The sequence below is a fragment of the Cupriavidus gilardii genome (assembly GCF_017598945.1).
In the GTDB taxonomy this organism is placed as follows: Bacteria; Pseudomonadota; Gammaproteobacteria; order Burkholderiales; family Burkholderiaceae; genus Cupriavidus; species Cupriavidus gilardii_E.
The window spans coordinates 1-19,093 of record NZ_JAGFTW010000028.1 but is presented as its reverse complement, the minus strand read 5'-3'; the positions used below and the strand labels follow the sequence as shown (position 1 = coordinate 19,093).

13 protein-coding genes and 1 pseudogene are annotated in these 19,093 nt (G+C 68.0%); all 14 read left to right on the top strand.

Going from position 1 to position 19,093, the window contains the following annotated elements; genetic code table 11:
* Positions 1-112: 112 nt before the first annotated feature.
* The 14 genes and pseudogenes from J5T34_RS10010 (at position 113) to J5T34_RS09945 (ending at position 19,052) form a co-directional block, all read left to right on the top strand.
* Positions 113-1,786, top strand: coding sequence for a transglycosylase SLT domain-containing protein (locus J5T34_RS10010; RefSeq protein ID WP_208579615.1), 1,674 nt, complete (start codon positions 113-115; stop codon positions 1,784-1,786).
* A gap of 221 nt (positions 1,787-2,007) precedes the next feature.
* A pseudogene (locus tag J5T34_RS10005) lies at positions 2,008-3,900 on the top strand (propionate--CoA ligase).
* 169 nt (positions 3,901-4,069) lie between these two features.
* Complete coding sequence (locus J5T34_RS10000; protein ID WP_208579614.1) at positions 4,070-6,439, top strand: bifunctional salicylyl-CoA 5-hydroxylase/oxidoreductase; 2,370 nt, start codon at positions 4,070-4,072, stop codon at positions 6,437-6,439.
* A complete protein-coding gene (locus tag J5T34_RS09995) occupies positions 6,436-7,242 on the top strand; it encodes an SDR family NAD(P)-dependent oxidoreductase (protein WP_208579613.1) in 807 nt (268 codons plus the stop codon). The genes J5T34_RS10000 and J5T34_RS09995 overlap by 4 nt, the downstream gene beginning before the upstream one ends.
* 69 nt (positions 7,243-7,311) lie before the next feature.
* A complete protein-coding gene (locus tag J5T34_RS09990) occupies positions 7,312-8,163 on the top strand; it encodes an enoyl-CoA hydratase family protein (protein ID WP_208579612.1) in 852 nt (283 codons plus the stop codon).
* Positions 8,164-8,178: 15 nt separating this feature from the next.
* Positions 8,179-9,363 carry an acyl-CoA dehydrogenase family protein gene (locus J5T34_RS09985; RefSeq protein ID WP_208579611.1) on the top strand — a complete coding sequence of 395 codons (1,185 nt, stop codon included), beginning with the start codon at positions 8,179-8,181 and terminating at the stop codon, positions 9,361-9,363.
* A gap of 44 nt (positions 9,364-9,407) precedes the next feature.
* A complete protein-coding gene (locus J5T34_RS09980) occupies positions 9,408-11,078 on the top strand; it encodes an AMP-binding protein (protein WP_208579610.1) in 1,671 nt (556 codons plus the stop codon).
* Entirely contained in the window at positions 11,075-11,551 is a 477-nt protein-coding gene (locus tag J5T34_RS09975) for an acyl-CoA thioesterase (protein WP_208579609.1), read from the top strand. The genes J5T34_RS09980 and J5T34_RS09975 overlap by 4 nt, the downstream gene beginning before the upstream one ends.
* A gap of 99 nt (positions 11,552-11,650) precedes the next feature.
* Complete coding sequence (locus tag J5T34_RS09970; RefSeq protein ID WP_208579671.1) at positions 11,651-12,061, top strand: RidA family protein; 411 nt, start codon at positions 11,651-11,653, stop codon at positions 12,059-12,061.
* A 489-nt stretch (positions 12,062-12,550) separates the two neighbouring features.
* On the top strand, positions 12,551-13,687 hold the full coding sequence (gene carA, locus J5T34_RS09965) for a glutamine-hydrolyzing carbamoyl-phosphate synthase small subunit (RefSeq protein ID WP_208579608.1): 1,137 nt from the start codon (positions 12,551-12,553) through the stop codon (positions 13,685-13,687).
* A 40-nt stretch (positions 13,688-13,727) separates the two neighbouring features.
* On the top strand, positions 13,728-14,423 hold the full coding sequence (gene leuE / locus J5T34_RS09960) for a leucine efflux protein LeuE (RefSeq protein WP_208579607.1): 696 nt from the start codon (positions 13,728-13,730) through the stop codon (positions 14,421-14,423).
* A gap of 68 nt (positions 14,424-14,491) precedes the next feature.
* On the top strand, positions 14,492-17,740 hold the full coding sequence (carB, locus tag J5T34_RS09955; RefSeq protein ID WP_208579606.1) for a carbamoyl-phosphate synthase large subunit: 3,249 nt from the start codon (positions 14,492-14,494) through the stop codon (positions 17,738-17,740).
* Positions 17,741-18,035: 295 nt separating this feature from the next.
* Positions 18,036-18,512 (top strand): transcription elongation factor GreA, encoded by a 477-nt coding sequence (gene greA / locus J5T34_RS09950; RefSeq protein WP_174107197.1) that lies wholly within the window; start codon positions 18,036-18,038, stop codon positions 18,510-18,512.
* A 66-nt stretch (positions 18,513-18,578) separates the two neighbouring features.
* Complete coding sequence (locus J5T34_RS09945) at positions 18,579-19,052, top strand: DUF4149 domain-containing protein (RefSeq protein WP_208579670.1); 474 nt, start codon at positions 18,579-18,581, stop codon at positions 19,050-19,052.
* Positions 19,053-19,093 lie beyond the last annotated feature (41 nt).

The window sequence follows — 19,093 nt, the reverse complement described above, 5'->3', positions numbered from 1 at the left end:
ATCCGTCTGCGCGATCCTTCATCGTCCCGCCGAATGCGGAAAATCCGATTGACGCACCAGCCGCTTTGTCTTTAGCATCAGCCAATTTTTAGCGTCACGATCCGAGAAATTGATGAGAATTGGTCGATACCTGGCGGCCGTAGCCTGTGCGGCGCTGCTGGCGGCATGCGCCAGCACGCCCGTCCCGCCTGATGAAGCCGGCACGGCCGGCTCGCCGACCGCCCTGGCTTCCGCCACCAAGCCCAAATCCGGCCTTCCTCCCACCGATCCGCTCAATTCGATCCACCTGCCGCCGACCATCGCGCGCGACACCGCGCCGATCAACGTCGACGAGGACAGGATCGACTGGACGCTGGGCCAGTCGCAGGACATCTGGGTCCGCATCCGTCGCGGCTTTTCGATGCCGGACCTGGAGGGCACGCTGGTCGAGGACCGCACGCAGTGGTATGCGGCGCGGCCCGACTATATGGAGCGGATGATCGCGCGGTCGAGCAAATACCTGTACCACATCGTCGCCGAACTCGAGCGCCGCAACATGCCGACCGAGCTTGCGCTGCTGCCGTTCGTCGAGAGCGCGTTCAACCCGGAGGCGGTATCCACCGCGAAGGCGGCCGGCATGTGGCAGTTCATCCCGAGCACCGGCAAGCACTACAACCTGAAGCAGAACATGTTCCGCGACGAGCGCCGCGATGTGCTGGCCTCGACCGAAGCGGCGCTGGACTATCTGAGCCGGCTGCACGACATGTTCGGCGACTGGCATCTGGCGCTGGCCGCGTACAACTGGGGCGAGGGCGCGGTCTCGCGCGCGATCGCGCGCAACGAGGCGCGCGGGCTGCCGACCGACTACGCCAGCCTGACGATGCCCAACGAGACGCGCTACTACGTGCCGAAGCTGCAGGCGGTCAAGAACATCGTCAGCAACCCGGCCGCCTATGGCGTCACGCTGCCGCCGATTCCGGACCATCCGTACTTCGTCACGGTGACGACCTCGCGCGACATCGACGTGACGCTGGCCGCCAAGCTGGCCAACATGCCGCTGGAGGAATTTCGCGCGCTCAACCCGTCGTTCAACAAGCCGGTGATCCTGGGCGCCTCGAACCCGCAGATCCTGCTGCCGTTCGAGAACGCCGAGCGTTTCCAGTACAACTTGAACACCTACCGCGGCGGGCTGTCGAGCTGGACCGCCGTGACGGTCGATGGCCGCGAGCGGGTCGAATCGCTGGCCGCGCGGCTGAACGTCGATCCGGACACGCTGCGCGAGATCAACCGGATTCCGAAGGGCATGCGGCTCAAGCCCGGTTCGACCGTGATGATTCCGCGTTCGGGACGCCATACCGAGGACATCAGCGCCAAGCTGGCCGAAAACGCGATCCTGGCGATGGAGCCGGACCTGCCCGAAGCGCGCCGGCTGGTGGTGCGCGCCGGCAAGCGCGATACGGTGGCGTCGGTGGCGCGCCGCTATGGCGTCTCGGTCAACCAGGTCCGTGCCTGGAACAAGCTGTCCGGCTCCAAGCTGGTGGCGGGGCAGAGCCTGGTGCTCAACGTGCCGGTCAAGCGCGCGCGCGCCATCGCCGAGCGCGACGACGAGGTGCGGGTGATCCGCGTGTCGGGCAAGGGCGCCCGCGCGGTGAACGCCCGCCAGCGCGTGGTGGTGGAACCCCACGGCAAGGCGGTGCGGGCCTCATCGCGGGCGTCCGTCAAGGCCAGCGCCAAGGCGTCCACGGCACGCGCCAGCGCCAAGGCCAGCGCCTCGCCCAAGGCCAAGGCAAAGGGCAAGGCCCGCTGAAGCGCCAGGAGGAGCTCTATCGGCCTGTATCGGGCTGTATCGGGCTGTATCGAAAAGGGGCATGCCGAGGGGCGTGCCCCTTTGTCTTTGCGGCGACGCCCTGGCCATCCGGCCAGCCATCCGGCGCGTGACCTTGTGGACATTGCGGATGGCGAAGCCGGGGCCGGTGGTGGCAAACTGGCGGTCCAACGATAACCGCCGCCCGAGCGGAGGAGACAGCAATGACCACCACCCGCGCCGTGCACGCGCGCTCCCTCGTCGATCCCGACGCCTTCTGGGCCGAGCAGGCCCGCCGCATCGACTGGCAGACCCCCTGCGAACAGGTACTCGACTACAGCCGGCCGCCGTTCGCGCGCTGGTTCGTGGGCGGCCGCACCAATATCTGCCATAACGCGGTCGACCGGCACCTGGCCAAGCGCGCCGAACAGCCGGCGCTGGTCCATGTCTCCACGGAAACCGACCAGCGCCGCAGCTACAGCTATCGCGAGCTGCACGCCGAGGTCAACCGGATGGCCGCGGTGCTGTTGGCGCTGGGGGTGCGCCAGGGCGATCGCGTGCTGATCTATATGCCGATGATCCCCGAGGCGGTGTTCGCGATGCTGGCCTGCACGCGCATCGGCGCGGTGCATTCGGTCGTGTTCGGCGGTTTTGCCTCGGTCAGCCTGGCCGCACGCATCGACGACGCCAGACCGCGCGTGGTGGTCAGCGCCGATGCCGGCTCGCGCGGCGGCAAGGTCGTGCCGTACAAGCCGCTGCTCGACGAGGCGCTGCGGCTGGCGCAGAACCCGCCCGAGAAGGTGTTGCTGGTCGATCGCGGCCTTGCGCCGATGGAGCGCACGCCCGGCCGCGACGAGGACTATCTGGCCTGGCGCGAGCGCGTCGGCGCGACGCAGGTCCCATGCGAATGGCTGGAATCGAGCGCGCCGTCGTACATCCTCTATACCTCCGGCACCACCGGCAAGCCCAAGGGCGTGCAGCGCGACACCGGCGGCTATGCGGTCGCGCTGGCCACGTCGATGGAGAACATCTTCTGCGCCAAGCCCGGCGACACGATGTTCTGCACCTCCGATATCGGCTGGGTGGTCGGGCACAGCTATATCGTCTACGGCCCGCTGCTGGCCGGCATGACCACGCTGCTGTACGAAGGCACGCCGGTGCGGCCCGATGCCGGCATCCTGTGGCAGCTGGTCGAGCAATACCGCGTCAACGTGATGTTCAGCGCCCCGACCGCGATCCGCGTGCTGAAAAAGCAGGACCCGGCCTGGCTGACCCGCTACGACCTGTCGAGCCTGCGCATGCTGTTCCTGGCCGGCGAGCCGCTGGACGAGCCGACCGCCAGCTGGATCCAGTCGGCCATCAACAAGCCCGTGGTTGACAACTACTGGCAGACCGAGACCGGCTGGCCGATCATCGCCCTGCAGCACGGCATCGAGGCGCTGCCCGCCAAGCTCGGCTCGCCCGGATTGCCGGTGTACGGCTACGACGTGCGCATCGTCGACGAGCAGACCGGCGCCGAATGCGCGCCGGGGCAGAAGGGCGTGGTCGCGATCGAGGGGCCGTTGCCGCCCGGCTGCATGAGCACCGTCTGGGGCGACGACGAGCGCTTCGTCAAGACATACTGGTCCGGCTTTCCGGACAAGCAGCGCTATTCGACCTTCGACTGGGGCGTGCGCGACGAGGACGGCTATCTGTTCATCCTCGGGCGGACCGACGACGTGCTGAACGTGGCGGGCCACCGGCTCGGTACGCGCGAGATCGAGGAAAGCATCGCCTCGCATCCGGCGGTGGCCGAGGTCGCGGTGGTGGGCGTGGCCGATCCGCTGAAGGGGCAGGTCGCGCTGGCGGTCTGCATCCTGCGCGACCCCGGCCGCGCCGCCACGCCGCAGGACCGCATGGCGCTCGAAGGCTAGATCATGCAGACGGTGGACCGCCAGCTCGGCGCGGTGGCGCGGCCGGCCCGCGTGGTGTTCGTCGGCGCCTTGCCGAAGACGCGCTCCGGCAAGCTCTTGCGCCGCGCGATCCAGGCGGTGGCAGAAGGGCGCGATCCCGGCGATCTGACCACCATCGAGGATCCGTCGGCGCTGGCGCAGTTCCGGGAGGCGCTGCAGGGCTGATCGCCGCCCGCAAGCGGTCCCTGGCGCCATGCCGCAGGGAACGCTTGCCAAGCGGGCCGCCTCGCCCTATTATTTTAAACATAAAATATTTAGGGCTGTATTGATTACGGCACAGCGCCGGAGCATCCGCGGCGGCAGCAGCGGCAACCACGCCGCGAGGAGACGACAGATGCGAGTACTGTGTATTGGCGGCGGACCGGCCGGCCTCTACTTCGGCCTGCTGATGAAGCGGCAGGATCCGCGTCACGAGGTGGTGGTGGTCGAGCGCAACCGGCCCTACGACACCTTCGGCTGGGGCGTGGTGTTCTCGGACGCCACCATGGACAACCTGCGCGAGGCCGATCCGGAGAGCGCGCGCGAGATCGACGCGGCGTTCAATCACTGGGACGACATCGATATCCACTTCCGCGGCCGCACGATGCGCTCCAGCGGGCATGGCTTCATCGGCATCGGCCGCAAGCGGCTGCTGAACATCCTGCAGGCGCGCTGCGAAGCGCTCGGCGTGGAGCTGGTGTTCGAGACCGATGTGCAGGACGACCAGGCGCTGGCAGAGAAATACCGCGCCGATCTGGTGATCGCCTCGGACGGCGTCAACAGCCGCGTGCGCACGCGCTACGCCGAGACCTTCGCGCCGGATATCGATACGCGGCAGTGTCGTTTCGTCTGGCTCGGCACGAAAAAGCGCTTCGACGCCTTCACCTTCGCCTTCGAGCAGACCGAGCACGGCTGGTTTCAGGCGCATGCCTACCGCTTCGACGACGACACCTCGACCTTTATCGTCGAGACGCCGGAATCGGTCTGGCGCGCCGCCGGCATCGAGCAGATGGACCAGCAGCAGGGCATCGCCTACTGCGAGCGGCTCTTTGCCAAGTATCTCGATGGCCAGCCGCTGATCAGCAACGCCACCCACCTGCGCGGCTCGGCCAACTGGATCCGCTTCAACCGCGTGATCTGCAACACCTGGGTGCACTGGAACACGCTGGCCGGCGGGCGCCGCGTGCCGGTGGTGCTGATGGGCGATGCCGCCCACACCGCGCACTTCTCGATCGGCTCGGGCACCAAGCTGGCGCTGGAGGATGCGATCGATCTGGCCAGCAATCTGCAGGGCATGACGCAGCCCGGTCCGGACGCGCTCGACGAGGCGCTGCGCCGCTACGAGGCCACGCGCAGCGTCGAGGTGCTGAAGATCCAGAACGCCGCGCGCAATTCCACCGAATGGTTCGAGAACGTCGAGCGCTATGCGCGCCTGGCGCCCGAGCAGTTCGCCTATTCGCTGCTGACGCGCTCGCAGCGCATCTCGCACGAGAACCTGCGGCTGCGCGACCGCACCTATGTCGAGAGCTACGAGCGCTGGCTGGCGCGGCAGGCCGGCGTGCCGGAGGAAAGCCTGCGCGCCCATGACGGCGTCTTGCCGCCGATGTTCACGCCGTATCGCGTGCGCGGCCTGACGCTGAAGAACCGCGTGGTGGTGTCGCCGATGGCGATGTATTCGTGCGTCGACGGCGTCCCCGGCGACTTCCACCTGGTGCATCTCGGCGCCCGCGCGCAGGGCGGCGCCGGCCTGGTGATGGCAGAGATGACCTGTGTCTCGCCCGACGCGCGCATCACGCCCGGATGTCCGGGTTTGTGGAACGACACGCAGCGCGACGCGTGGCGCCGCATCGTCGATTTCGTCCATGCGGGCACGGGCCTCGCCAGCGGCGCGCGCATCGGCATGCAGCTGGGCCACGCCGGCCGCAAGGGCTCGACGCAGCTCGGCTGGCAGGCGATGGACCATCCGCTGCCCGAGGGCAACTGGCCGCTGATCTCCGCCTCGCCGCTGCCGTACCTGCCCGGCATCTCACAGGTGCCGCGCGCGATGACGCGCGAGGATATGGACCGGGTGCGCGACGATTTCGTCGCCGCCGCCCGGCGCGCGGCGGAGGCCGGTTTCGACTGGCTGGAGCTGCATTGCGCGCACGGCTATCTGCTGTCGTCGTTCATCTCGCCGCTGGCCAACCAGCGCGACGACGAATACGGCGGCTCGCTGGCCAACCGGCTGCGCTATCCGCTCGAAGTGTTCGCCGCGGTGCGCGAGGTGTGGCCGTCGCAGCGGCCGATGTCGGTCCGCATTTCCGCGCACGACTGGGTCGAGGGCGGCATCACGCCCGACGACGCGGTCGAGATCGCCCGTGCCTTCAAAGCGGCCGGCGCGGATCTGATCGACTGCTCGTCGGGGCAGGTCAGCCCCGAGCAGAAGCCGATCTATGGCCGCATGTACCAGACGCCGTTCGCCGACCGCATCCGCAACGAAGCCGGCATTCCGACCATCGCGGTCGGCGCGATCTCGGAGGCCGATCACGTCGACAGCATCATCGCCGCCGGCCGCGCCGACCTGTGCGCGATCGCGCGGCCCCATCTGGCCGATCCGGCATGGACGCTGCACCAGGCTGCGCAACTGGGCTACCGCCCGGTCGACTGGCCGGTGCAGTACCAGGCCGGCAAGCGCCAGCTGGAGACCAATCTCGAACGCGCCGCTGTGCTGGCGGGGGCCCGATGAGTGCCGATCGTTCGTCGTTTCCGCTGCGCGGACGCCACGCGCTCGTCACCGGTGGAGCCCGAGGCATTGGGGCGGCCATTGCCGATCGCTTGCTGGCAGACGGTGCCAGCGTAACGCTGCTGGGCCGCGACGGCGACGCGCTGGCTCGGGCCGTGGAGCGGCTTGGGCAAGACCATCCCGATGCGCGGCTGCATCGAGTGCAGGCCGATGTCAGCGACGCGGACAGCGTGGCGCGCGCATTCGACGCGGCCGCCCAGGCGCTGGGCCCGATCGGCGTGCTGATCAACAACGCCGGCCAGGCACACAGCGCCCCGATTGCGAAGACCGATCTGGCCCTGTGGTGCCGCATGCTGGACGTGAATCTGACCGGCACCTTCCTGTGCACGCAGGCGGCGCTGCCGCCGATGCGCGAGGCGGGCTGGGGTCGGGTGGTCAACGTCGCCAGCACCGCGGCGCTGACCGGCTACGCGTACGTGACGGCCTACTGCGCGGCCAAGCACGGCGTGCTCGGTCTGACGCGTGCGCTCGCGCTCGAACTGGCGCGCAGCGGCATCACGGTCAATGCCGTGTGCCCGGGCTATACCGATACCGACATCGTGCGTGAGGCGGTGGCCAATATCGTCGGCAAGACCGGCCGCACCGAGGAGCAGGCACGGGCGGAGCTGGCCGGCCGCAATCCGCAGCGACGGCTGGTGGATCCCGATGAAGTCGCCGACGCGGTGGCCTGGCTGTGCCGGCCATCGGCGAGCGCGATCACGGGCCAGGCGATCGCGGTGGCCGGCGGCGAGGTGATGACCGGCTGAATGCGGATCGGCGACAACGAACGACGAATCGACACATCGAACCATCGACACATCGACGAGAGAACGCAGATGAACGAGATCGCACTGGACATGCGCCACCACAAGCGCGGCTTCGCGGACTTCGCGCCGCGCCACTTTCTGTGGTCGGTATCCGATGACGGCAAGGTCGGCACCGTGACGCTGAACCGCCCCGAGCGCAAGAATCCGCTGACCTTCGACGCCTACGCGGAATTGCGCGACCTGTTCCGCGCGCTGGTCTACGCCAACGACATCAAGGCGGTGGTGGTGCAGGGCGCCGGCGGCAACTTCTGCTCGGGCGGCGACGTGCACGAGATCATCGGGCCGCTGACGAAGATGGCGATGCCCGAGCTGCTGGACTTCACGCGCATGACCGGCGATCTGGTCAAGGCGATGCGGGCGTGTCCGCAGCCGATCATCGCGGCGGTCGATGGCGTCTGCGCCGGCGCGGGCGCGATGATCGCGCTGGCCTCCGACATGCGGTTGGCGACCGAGTCGGCGCGCACCGCCTTCCTGTTCGTGCGAGTGGGCCTGGCCGGCGCCGACATGGGCGCCTGCACGCTGCTGCCGCGCATGATCGGCCAGGGCCGTGCCAGCGAGCTGCTCTATACCGGCCGCGCGATGAGCGCGCAGGAGGGGTTGCAGTGGGGCTTCTTCAATGCCCTGCACGCGCCCGAGCGGCTGCGCGAGGAGGCCGCCGCGCTGGCCGCGCAGCTTGCCGCGGGGCCGACCTTCGCGCATGGCGTCACCAAGAAGCTGCTGCACCAGGAATGGAACATGGGGCTGGACGAGGCGATCGAGGCCGAGGCGCAGGCCCAGGCGATCTGCATGCAGACCGGCGACTTCCGCCGCGCCTACGAGGCGTTCGTCGCCAAGGCGAAGCCGGTGTTTGAAGGCAACTGAGCGAGGGAAACCGACATGACCGGCTGGCAAGACGATCTGGCGCTGCCATTCTTCGACGACGCGCATCGCACGCTGGCGCGCGAGCTCGACGCCTGGTGCGCGCGTTCGCTGTCGGCGCAGCCGCATGCGCCCGGCGCCGATGTCGACGCGGACTGCCGCGCGCTGGTGCGGCAGCTCGGCGAGGCCGGCTGGCTGCGCTACTGCGTGCCGCGGGCCTACGGCGGCGCGCTGGAACAGCTCGACTCGCGCGCGCTGTGCCTGTTGCGCGAGACGCTCGCGCGCCATGACGGGCTGGCCGACTTCGCCTTCGCGATGCAGGGACTGGGCTCTGGCGCGATCACGCTGGCGGGCGACGAGACGCTGCGGCAGCGCTACCTGCCGCGCGTCGCCCGGGGCGAGGCGATCGCCGCCTTCGCGCTGTCCGAGCCCGAGGCCGGTTCCGATGTCGCGGCGATGCAGTGCCAGGCGACGCTGGACGGCGACCACTACGTGCTCGACGGCACCAAGACCTGGATATCCAACGGCGGCATCGCCGACTTCTACTGCGTGTTCGCCCGCACCGGCGAAGCGCCCGGCGCGCGCGGCATCACCGCCTTCGTGGTCGATGCCGATACGCCGGGCCTGCAGATCGCCGAGCGCATCGACGTGATGGCGCCGCATCCGCTCGCCACGCTGCGCTTCGACGGCTGCCGCGTGCCCGTTGCGCAGCGGCTCGGCGAGCCGGGGCAGGGCTTCAAGCTGGCGATGATGACGCTCGACATCTTCCGCGCCTCGGTGGCGGCCGCCGCGCTGGGCTTCGGCCGCGCGGCGCTGGATGAAGCAATTGCGCGCGCCACCGCAAGGCCGATGTTCGGCGGCAAGCTCGCCGACCTGCAGCTGACGCAGGCCACGATCGGCGAGATGGCGACCGCGCTCGACGCGGCCGCGCTGCTGACCTGGCGCGCGGCGTGGCTGCGCGATACCCGCGCGGGCCGCACCACGAGAGAGGCCGCGATGGCCAAGATGACCGCGACCGAGAACGCCCAGATGGTGATCGATCGCGCGGTGCAGCTGTTCGGCGGACTCGGCGTGCGCATCGGCAGCCGGGTCGGGAGCCTGTACCGGGAAATCCGGTCGCTGCGCATCTACGAGGGCGCCACCGAAGTGCAGAAGCTGATCGTCGCGCGCGAAACGCTGGCCGCGCGGCAACCGCAGTCCTGACCGCGCGCTCCACAGAACGAGCGCCGCCCATCAAGGAGACAGCCATGGCGAGCACAGCCCATATCGATACCTTCGCCCAGGACCGCCTGCCGCCGCGCGAGGCCTGGCCGGTGTTCCTGTTCAACGAGGACACGCGCTATCCCGAGCGGCTCAATGCGGCCATCGAACTGGTCGATCGCCACGTGCGCGAAGGTCGCGGCGAACGCACCGCGATCCGCTATCCCGATGCCGATAGCGCGAGCGGCTTCGCCACGGTCAGCTACGCGGAGCTCGCCGCGCTGACCAACCGCATCGCGCGCGTGCTGACCGAGGACATGGGGCTGGTGCCCGGCAACCGCATCCTGCTGCGCGGCCCCAACAATCTGATGATGGCCGCGAGCCTGCTGGCGACGCTGAAGGCCGGCCTGATCGCGGTGCCGACCATGCCGCTGCTGCGCGCGCGCGAGCTGAAGCAGGTGATCGACCGCGCCGAGGTCGGCGCCGCGCTGTGCGACGCGCGGCTGCGCGACGAGTTGGACGCCAACATGCGCGAGGGCGGCGAGTTTTACTGCGCGACGATGCGGCAAGTGCTGTGCTTCAACGGCAGCGGCCCGGGTTCGCTCGAAGCGGCGCTGGAAGGCAAGCCCGACGACTTCGCCGCCTGCGATACCGCCAGCGACGATATCTGCCTGATCGCCTTCACCAGCGGCACCACCGGCCAGCCCAAGGGCACCGTGCATTTCCATCGCGACGTGCTGGCGATGTGCGATCTGTTCCCGCGGCACGTATTGCGACCCACGCCGGACGACGTGTTCTGCGGCACGCCGCCGCTGGCCTTTACCTTCGGTCTCGGCGGGCTGCTGTGCTTCCCCCTGCGGATCGGTGCCTCGACCGTGCTGGCCGAGAAGCTGACGCCGGAGACGCTGCTGGCGCTGATCCAGGACGCGCGCGCCACCATCGTCTTCACCGCGCCGACCTTCTATCGGCAGATGGCCGCGGCGGCGAACCGCTACGACCTGTCCAGCCTGAAGAAGAGCGTGTCGGCCGGCGAGGCGCTGCCCGATGCGACGCGGCAGAGCTGGAAGGCGGCCACCGGCATCGAGATGACCGACGGTATCGGCGGCACCGAGATGATGCACATCTTCATCTCCAGCGCCGGCGACGAGGTGCGGCGCGGCGCGATCGGCAAGGTGGTGCCCGGCTATGTCGCACGCATCGTCGACGAGAACATGCAGACGCTGCCGCCGGGCGTGCCCGGCAAGCTGGCGGTGCAGGGCCCGACCGGCTGCCGCTACCTCGACGATCCGCGTCAGGCCAACTATGTGCGCGACGGCTGGAACCTGCCCGGCGATACCTTCGTGATGGACGCCGACGGCTACTACTTCTATCAGGCGCGCTCGGACGACATGATCGTCTCGGCCGGCTACAACATCGCCGGTCCCGAGGTCGAGGCCGCGCTGATGCAGCATGAGGCCGTGGCCGAATGCGGCGTGGTCGGTGCGCCCGACGATGGGCGGGGCCAGGTCGTGGCCGCCTATGTGGTGCTGCGTCCCGGCTTTCAGGGCGACGACGCGATGCGCGTCGCGCTGCAGGAGCACGTCAAGCGGCAGATCGCGCCGTACAAGTATCCGCGCCGCATCCACTTCGTCGACGCGCTGCCGCGTACCGAGACCGGCAAGCTGCAGCGCTTCCGGCTGCGGCAGATGGCCGAGCAGAACGGGGTCCCGGCGTCATGACCGCAGCGGCGACCTTTCGCAATACGGTGCGGGTGCGCTTCAAGGATTGCGATGCCGCCGGCATCGTGTTCTTTCCGCGCTATTTCGAGATGCTGAACGATCTGGTCGAGGACTGGTTTCGCGAGGCGCTCGATTGGCCGTTCGAGCGGATGCATGGCGCCGACTGCGCCGGCGTGCCGACCGCCGACCTGCAATGCCGCTTCGTCGCGCCGAGCCGAATGGGCGAGGTGCTGACGCGCGAGCTGGCGGTGACGCGGCTGGGCAGTTCGAGCTGCACGCTGCAGGTGCGTTTTCTTGGCCTGCAGCAGGACCTGCGGGTCGAATTCACCCAGCGCCTGGTCTGCGTCGATACGGCCCGCATCGCGCCGCGACCCTTTCCCGCGCCGGTGCGCGAGGCGATAGCCCGCTTTGTGGACCGCGTCGTCGACGAAGCGCCTGCCGCCGCATCGGCATCTTCTCCATCGAATTCCTGACGAGCCCAAGCTATGAACGATATCGTGGCGCCCACCGCCAAATCCGCGACCACCGCCAACGCCACCAGCATCGCCACCGCCGCGGAGCGGGGCCAGCCGATGGCCGTGCTGCAACCGCCGGACTGGGCGGCGCCGCGCGGCTATGCCAACGGCATCCTGACCGAGTTCCAGGCCGGCAGCCGGCTGATCTTCGTCGGCGGCCAGATCGGCTGGAACGGCCAGTGCGAGTTCGAGACCGACGACTTTGCCGAGCAGACCGCGCAGGCGCTGCGCAATGTAGTGGCGGTACTGGAGCAGGGCGGGGCGCGGCCGGAGCACATCGCGCGGATGACCTGGTATGTGAAGGACAAGGCCGAATATGTCGCCGCCTATCCCGCCATCGGCAAGCACTACCGCACCATCATCGGACGCCACTTCCCGGCGATGACGGCGGTCCAGGTGGCAGACCTGATCGAACCGCGCGCCCGGGTCGAGATCGAGGTGACGGCGGTGGTGCCGCCGGCGGCGTAAATCTCCTGAACGGCCACCCACCGATGGTGTCCTCCCTCTCCCGCTGGCGGGAGAGGGCGGGGGAGAGGGAAAGGGCGGTCGCAGTGACCGCAACGCCTCGCAGAGCCACTGCTGCTCCCTCTCCCCCAACCCCTCTCCCGCCAGCGGGAGAGGGGAGTACTGCGAGGGCAGAAGCGGTAGGCATGGCATACGCAAGTCCTTGAAAACTTGAGAAATTGGCCGGCGTGAGGTAGAATCCGAAAGTTTCGCTTTCAGAACCCTTCACCCTAGCGCCAACCGCATTCCACCTTCCGCCGCCCTGACCGCTGCCCTGCGGATTCGCCCCGGAGCGCCGTGCCGATCGCCATCGACACCCCGCCGCGCCCATGCCGAATCCCGCGCAGCCCGGCCCGACCGCCCCGGCGCAATGCCGGTGCGCTCGCCGTCAGATTCGGGGCACGAGGCGTCGAGAGAGGTCGGTCACAGGGTGAATCCAGCAGGAGCCTACCCGTGTTACCGTCTTTTCCGCCCGCCATCCTTGCGCTAGCAGACGGCACGGTCTTTCGTGGCTATTCCATCGGCGCCTCCGGCCATACCATCGGCGAAGTGGTGTTCAACACCGCGCTGACCGGTTACCAGGAAATCCTCACCGACCCGAGCTATTCGCGGCAGATCGTCACGCTGACGTATCCGCATATCGGCAATGTCGGCGTCAATTCCGAGGATGTCGAAGCCACCAAAGTCCATGCCGCCGGCCTGATCATCAAGGATCTGCCGCTGCTCGCCTCGAACTTCCGCAAGCAACACACGCTGCCGCACTACCTGAAGCAGGAGAAGGTGCCCGCCATCGCCGGCATCGACACCCGCAAGCTGACCCGCATCCTGCGCGAGAAAGGCGCGCAGAACGGCTGCATCCTGGCCGGCGAGGACAATGCGCAGAAGGCCATCGACCTGGCGCGCTCGTTCCCGGGCCTGGCCGGCATGGACCTGGCCAAGGTCGTGTCGGTCAAGGAACCGTACGAGTGGAATCAGACCGAGTGGGCGCTGGAGCGCGGCTACGGCAAGCTGGAGAACCCGCGCTTCCACGTGGTGGCGTTCGACTACGGCGTCAAGTTCAACATCCTGCGGATGCTGGCCCAGCGCGGCTGCCGCATCACGGTGCTGCCGGCGCAATCGACCGCCGCCGACGCGCTGGCCTACAAGCCGGACGGCATCTTCCTGGCCAACGGCCCGGGCGATCCCGAGCCGTGCGACTACGCGATCCGTGCCACGCAGGAATTCCTGCAGCGCGGCATCCCGACCTTCGGCATCTGCCTGGGTCACCAGATCATGGGCCTGGCCGTCGGTGCGAAGACCGTCAAGATGCCGACCGGCCACCACGGCGCCAACCATCCGGTCAAGGACCTGGACGACGGCCGCGTGGTGATCACCTCGCAGAACCACGGTTTCGCGGTCGACGCCGCGACGCTGCCGGCCAACGCCCGCGTGACGCACGTCTCGCTGTTCGACGGCACGCTGCAGGGCTTCGCGCTGAACGACAAGCCGGCCTTCTGCTTCCAGGGCCACCCGGAAGCGTCGCCCGGCCCGCACGACGTGGCCTATCTGTTCGACCGCTTCACCAGGCTGATGGAAGAGGCCCGCCAGTAAGGCGGACCTGCACATCGACATCGAGACGGGATCGCGAACCATGAACGCCCTGATGCATGCCACCTTCGGCATTACCGACTTCTGGACCTATCTGCTGGGCACGATCTTCATCGTGCTGCTGCCGGGGCCGAATTCGATGTATGTGCTGTCGGTCGCCGCGCAGCGGGGCGTGCGGGCCGGCTATCGCGGCGCCTGTGGCGTGTTCCTCGGCGACGCCATCCTGATGGTGCTGTCGGCGGCCGGCGTGGCCTCGCTGCTCAAGGCCAGCCCCGGGCTGTTCTACGTGATCAAGTACATCGGCGCCGCCTATCTGGCGTGGATCGGTTTCCAGATGCTGCGCGGCGCGCTGCGCAGCTGGACCGGCAACGGCAAGACCGCCGCCGAGAGTGCCCCGGCGGAGCAGGGGGAAGGGCAGGTGCAGGCCACCGACCCGACCAACCCGTTCCGCAAGGCCTTGCTGATCAGCCTGCTGAACCCCAAGGCGATCCTGTTCTTCGTGTCGTTCTTCATCCAGTTCGTCGATCCGCAGTATGCCTATCCGGTGCTGTCGTTCGCCGCGCTGGGGCTGATCTGCCAGGCCTGCAGCTTCGTCTACCTGACCGCCATCATCTTCGTCGGCGCGAAGCTGGCCGAGGCCTTCCGCCGCCGGCGCAGGCTGTCGGCCGGCATGGCGAGCGGCGTGGGCGCGATGTTTATCGGCTTCGGCGCCAAGCTGGCGACGGCCACCCTGAACTGAATATTGATATCCGGCGCGGTGCGCCTGCTCGCCAGCGAGCGCGGACCGGCCGACAAAGAGAGCGTGCAATGCCAAAACGCACAGACATCCAGAGCATCCTGATCATCGGCGCGGGCCCCATCATCATCGGCCAGGCCTGCGAGTTCGACTATTCCGGCGCGCAGGCGTGCAAGGCGCTGCGCGAGGAAGGCTTCAAGGTCATCCTGGTCAATTCGAACCCGGCGACCATCATGACCGACCCGAACACCGCCGATGTGACCTACATCGAGCCCATCACGTGGGAGGTGGTCGAGCGCATCATCGCCAAGGAGCGTCCCGATGCGATCCTGCCGACCATGGGCGGCCAGACCGCGCTGAACTGCGCGCTGGACCTGCACCGCCACGGCGTGCTCGACAAGTACAAGGTCGAGCTGATCGGCGCTTCGCCCGAGGCGATCGACAAGGCCGAGGATCGCCAGAAGTTCAAGGACGCGATGACCAAGATCGGCCTGGGTTCGGCCAAGTCCGGCATCGCCCACTCGATGGAAGAGGCGCTGGCCGTGCAATCCCAGATCGCGCGCGAGACCGACACCAGCGGCTATCCGATCGTGATCCGTCCGTCGTTCACGCTGGGCGGCACCGGCGGCGGCATCGCCTACAACCGCGAAGAATTCGAAGAGATCTGCAAGCGCGGCCTGGACCTGTCGCCGACCCGCGAGCTGCTGATCGAGGAATCGCTGCTGGGCTGGAAAGAGTATGAGATGGAAGTGGTCCGCGACAAGAAGGACAACTGCATCATCGTCTGCTCGATCGAGAACCTGGACCCGATGGGCATCCACACCGGCGACTCGATCACCGTCGCGCCGGCGCAGACCCTGACCGACAAGGAATACCAGCTGCTGCGCAACGCCTCGCTGGCGGTGCTGCGCGAGATCGGCGTCGATACCGGCGGCTCCAACGTGCAGTTCTCGATCAATCCGAGGGACGGCCGGATGATCGTGATCGAGATGAACCCGCGCGTGTCGCGTTCGTCGGCGCTGGCCTCGAAGGCCACCGGCTTCCCGATCGCCAAGGTCGCCGCCAAGCTGGCGGTCGGCTACACGCTGGATGAGCTGAAGAACGAGATCACCGGCGGCCAGACCCCGGCGTCGTTCGAGCCGTCGATCGACTACGTCGTCACCAAGGTGCCGCGCTTTGCCTTCGAGAAATTCCCGCAGGCCGACAGCCACCTGACCACGCAGATGAAGTCGGTGGGCGAGGTGATGGCGATGGGCCGTACCTTCCAGGAATCGTTCCAGAAGGCGCTGCGCGGCCTGGAGGTCGGCGTCGACGGACTGGACGAGAAATCGACCGACCGCGACGAGATCGTCGAGGAGATCGGCGAGGCGGGCCCGGACCGCATCTGGTACGTCGGCGATGCGTTCCGCCTGGGCATGTCGCTCGAGGAGGTGTACGCCGAGACCGATATCGACCCGTGGTTCCTTGCCCAGATCGAGGACATCGTCAAGACGGAAGCCCAGGTCAAGGCCCGCACGCTGGCCAGCCTGTCGGCCGCCGAGCTGCGCTACCTGAAGCAGAAGGGCTTCTCGGACCGGCGCCTGGCCAGGCTGATGAAGACCGATGCCAAGGCCGTGCGCGAGGCGCGCCTGGCCCACAACGTGCGCCCGGTCTACAAGCGCGTCGACACCTGCGCGGCCGAGTTCGCCACCAACACCGCCTACATGTACTCGACCTACGAGGCCGAACATGGCGAGTGCGAGGCCAACCCGACCGACAAGCGCAAGATCATGGTGCTGGGCGGCGGCCCGAACCGGATCGGCCAGGGCATCGAGTTCGACTACTGCTGCGTGCACGCGGCGCTCGCGCTGCGCGAGGATGGCTACGAGACCATCATGGTCAACTGCAACCCGGAGACCGTGTCGACCGACTACGACACCTCCGACCGCCTGTACTTCGAGCCGCTGACGCTCGAGGACGTGCTCGAGATCGTCGACAAGGAAAAGCCGGTCGGCGTGATCGTCCAGTACGGCGGCCAGACCCCGCTGAAGCTGGCGCTGGACCTCGAAGCCAACGGCGTGCCCATCATCGGCACCAGCCCCGACATGATCGATGCGGCCGAAGACCGCGAGCGCTTCCAGAAGCTGCTGCAGGAGCTCGGTCTGCGCCAGCCGCCGAACCGCACGGCGCGCGCCGAGGACGAGGCGCTGAAGCTGGCCGAGGAGATCGGCTATCCGCTGGTGGTGCGCCCGTCGTACGTGCTGGGCGGCCGCGCGATGGAGATCGTCCATGAGCCGCGCGACCTCGAGCGCTACATGCGCGAGGCGGTCAAGGTGTCGAACGACTCGCCGGTGCTGCTCGACCGCTTCCTCAACGATGCGATCGAGTGCGACGTCGATGCGCTGTGCGATGGCAAGCGCGTCTTCATCGGCGGCGTGATGGAACACATCGAGCAGGCGGGCGTCCACTCGGGCGATTCGGCGTGCTCGCTGCCGCCGTACTCGCTGTCGCAGGCGACCGTCGACGAGCTCAAGCGCCAGACCGCCGCGATGGCCAAGGCGCTGAACGTGGTCGGCCTGATGAACGTCCAGTTCGCGATCCAGCAGAAGGACGGCCAGGACATCGTCTACGTGCTCGAAGTGAACCCGCGCGCCTCGCGCACGGTGCCGTACGTGTCGAAGGCCACCGGCCTGTCGCTGGCCAAGATCGCCGCGCGCTGCATGGCCGGCCAGTCGCTGGACGAGCAGGGCATCGGCGGCGAGGTGGTGCCGCCGTACTACAGCGTCAAGGAAGCGGTGTTCCCGTTCAACAAGTTCCCTGGCGTCGATCCGGTGCTCGGACCCGAGATGCGTTCGACCGGCGAGGTGATGGGCGTGGGCAAGACCTTCGGCGAGGCGCTGTTCAAGAGCCAGCTGGCCGCCGGTTCGCGCCTGCCCGAGCGCGGCACCGTGCTGCTGACCGTCAAGGACAGCGACAAGCCGCACGCGGTCAGCGTTGCCCGCATGCTGCACGACATGGGCTACCCGCTGGTGGCCACGCGCGGCACCGCGTCCGCGATCGAGGCGGCCGGCATTCCGGTGCGCGTCGTCAACAAGGTCAAGGACGGCCGTCCGCATATCGTCGACATGCTCAAGAACGGCGAGCTGGCGCTGGTGTTCACCACGGTGGACGAGACCCGCACCGCGATCGCCGATTCGCGCTCGATCCGGATCTCGGCGCTGGCCAACCGGGTGCCGTACTACACGACCATCGCCGGTGCCCGCGCCGCGGTCGAGGGCCTGAAGCAGATGCAGAATCTGGAGGTCTACGACCTGCAGGGCCTGCACGCGTCGCTGGCCTGATTCCGGCCCCGCGCCCGGCCGAAGTTCGCCCACCGGGTCCGGGTGCACCGGACCCCCGCGTCCGCCGGTGTTGATGCCGGCGGACGTCTTGTCCTAAACTAACGGGAATTTCGGCGGCCCAGCCGGCCGAAACAAGCAAGACAAAGCAAAGCCATTTCGGTATTGCAAGGCGTTACCGAACATTCCCTGGTAGTACCAACGAACCTAAAAGCCGCGGTTGAGCGGAGGTGTGCCGGCAAGACCGCTGCGTACATCGCCCGCTGCGCTGCGGCTCATTTTTTTGCCTGACGAAGACATGAGCACCATTCCGATTACCAAGCGCGGCGCAGAACTCCTGAAAGCGGAGCTGCAACGCCTGAAGGCTGTCGAACGTCCCGCGGTGATCAATGCCATCGCCGAGGCGCGTGCGCAGGGCGATCTGTCGGAAAACGCGGAATACGACGCCGCCAAGGAAAAACAGGCCTTTATCGAGGGCCGCATCCAGGAAGTCGAGGCCAAGCTGTCGGCCGCGCAGATCATCGATCCGACCCAGCTCGATACCGATGGCCGCATCGTGTTCGGCGCGACCGTCGACCTGGAAGACCTGGAATCGGGCAAATCGGTCCGCTATCAGATCGTCGGCGAAGACGAAGCCGATCTGGAAAGCGGCAAGATTTCGGTCAGCTCGCCGATCGCGCGGGCGCTGATCGGCAAGTTCGAAGGCGACGTGGCGACCGTGCTGGCCCCCGGCGGCGAGCGCGAGTACGAAGTCATCACCGTCCGCTACATCTGAGGCGGCGGCGCCGTGGTCTCGCCGTCCTCTCCGCTGTCGGGCCCGGCGTCCGCCGGCCAGCCGCTGCTGCCGCATCGGCTGTTTCTGCTGTTGACCGTGATCTGGGCGGGCAGCCTCTGGACCATCGGTTATCTGGTCGCTCCCACGTTGTTCGCGGTGCTGCCGAGCCGCGAAATGGCCGGCATGCTCGCCGGCCAGCTGTTCCGCACCGAGGCCGTGCTCGGCGTGGTGATCGGCGTGCTGCAACTGGTGCTGTGCAACGTGATGATCCGGCGCGGTGCCACGCGCTACCGCGCGCTGCGCTGGCTGGTGCTCGGCATGCTGTGCTGCGTGCTGATCGGCTATTTCGGGCTGCAGCCCTTCATGGAGAGCCTCCGGCACAAGGCGCAGGCGATGGGGCTCGGGGTGTCCGAGTCGCCGTTCCGCGCGCGCTTCGGCATGCTGCACGGCGTCTCGAGCGCCTTCTATCTGCTGCAGAGCGTTCTGGCGCTAGTGCTGGTCTGGCGTCTGGCCGGCCGGCGGAGGGGGGCGGAGGACTGAAGGGGGGTGTTTTCTCCCCGCTCCCGCTTGCGGGAGAGGGG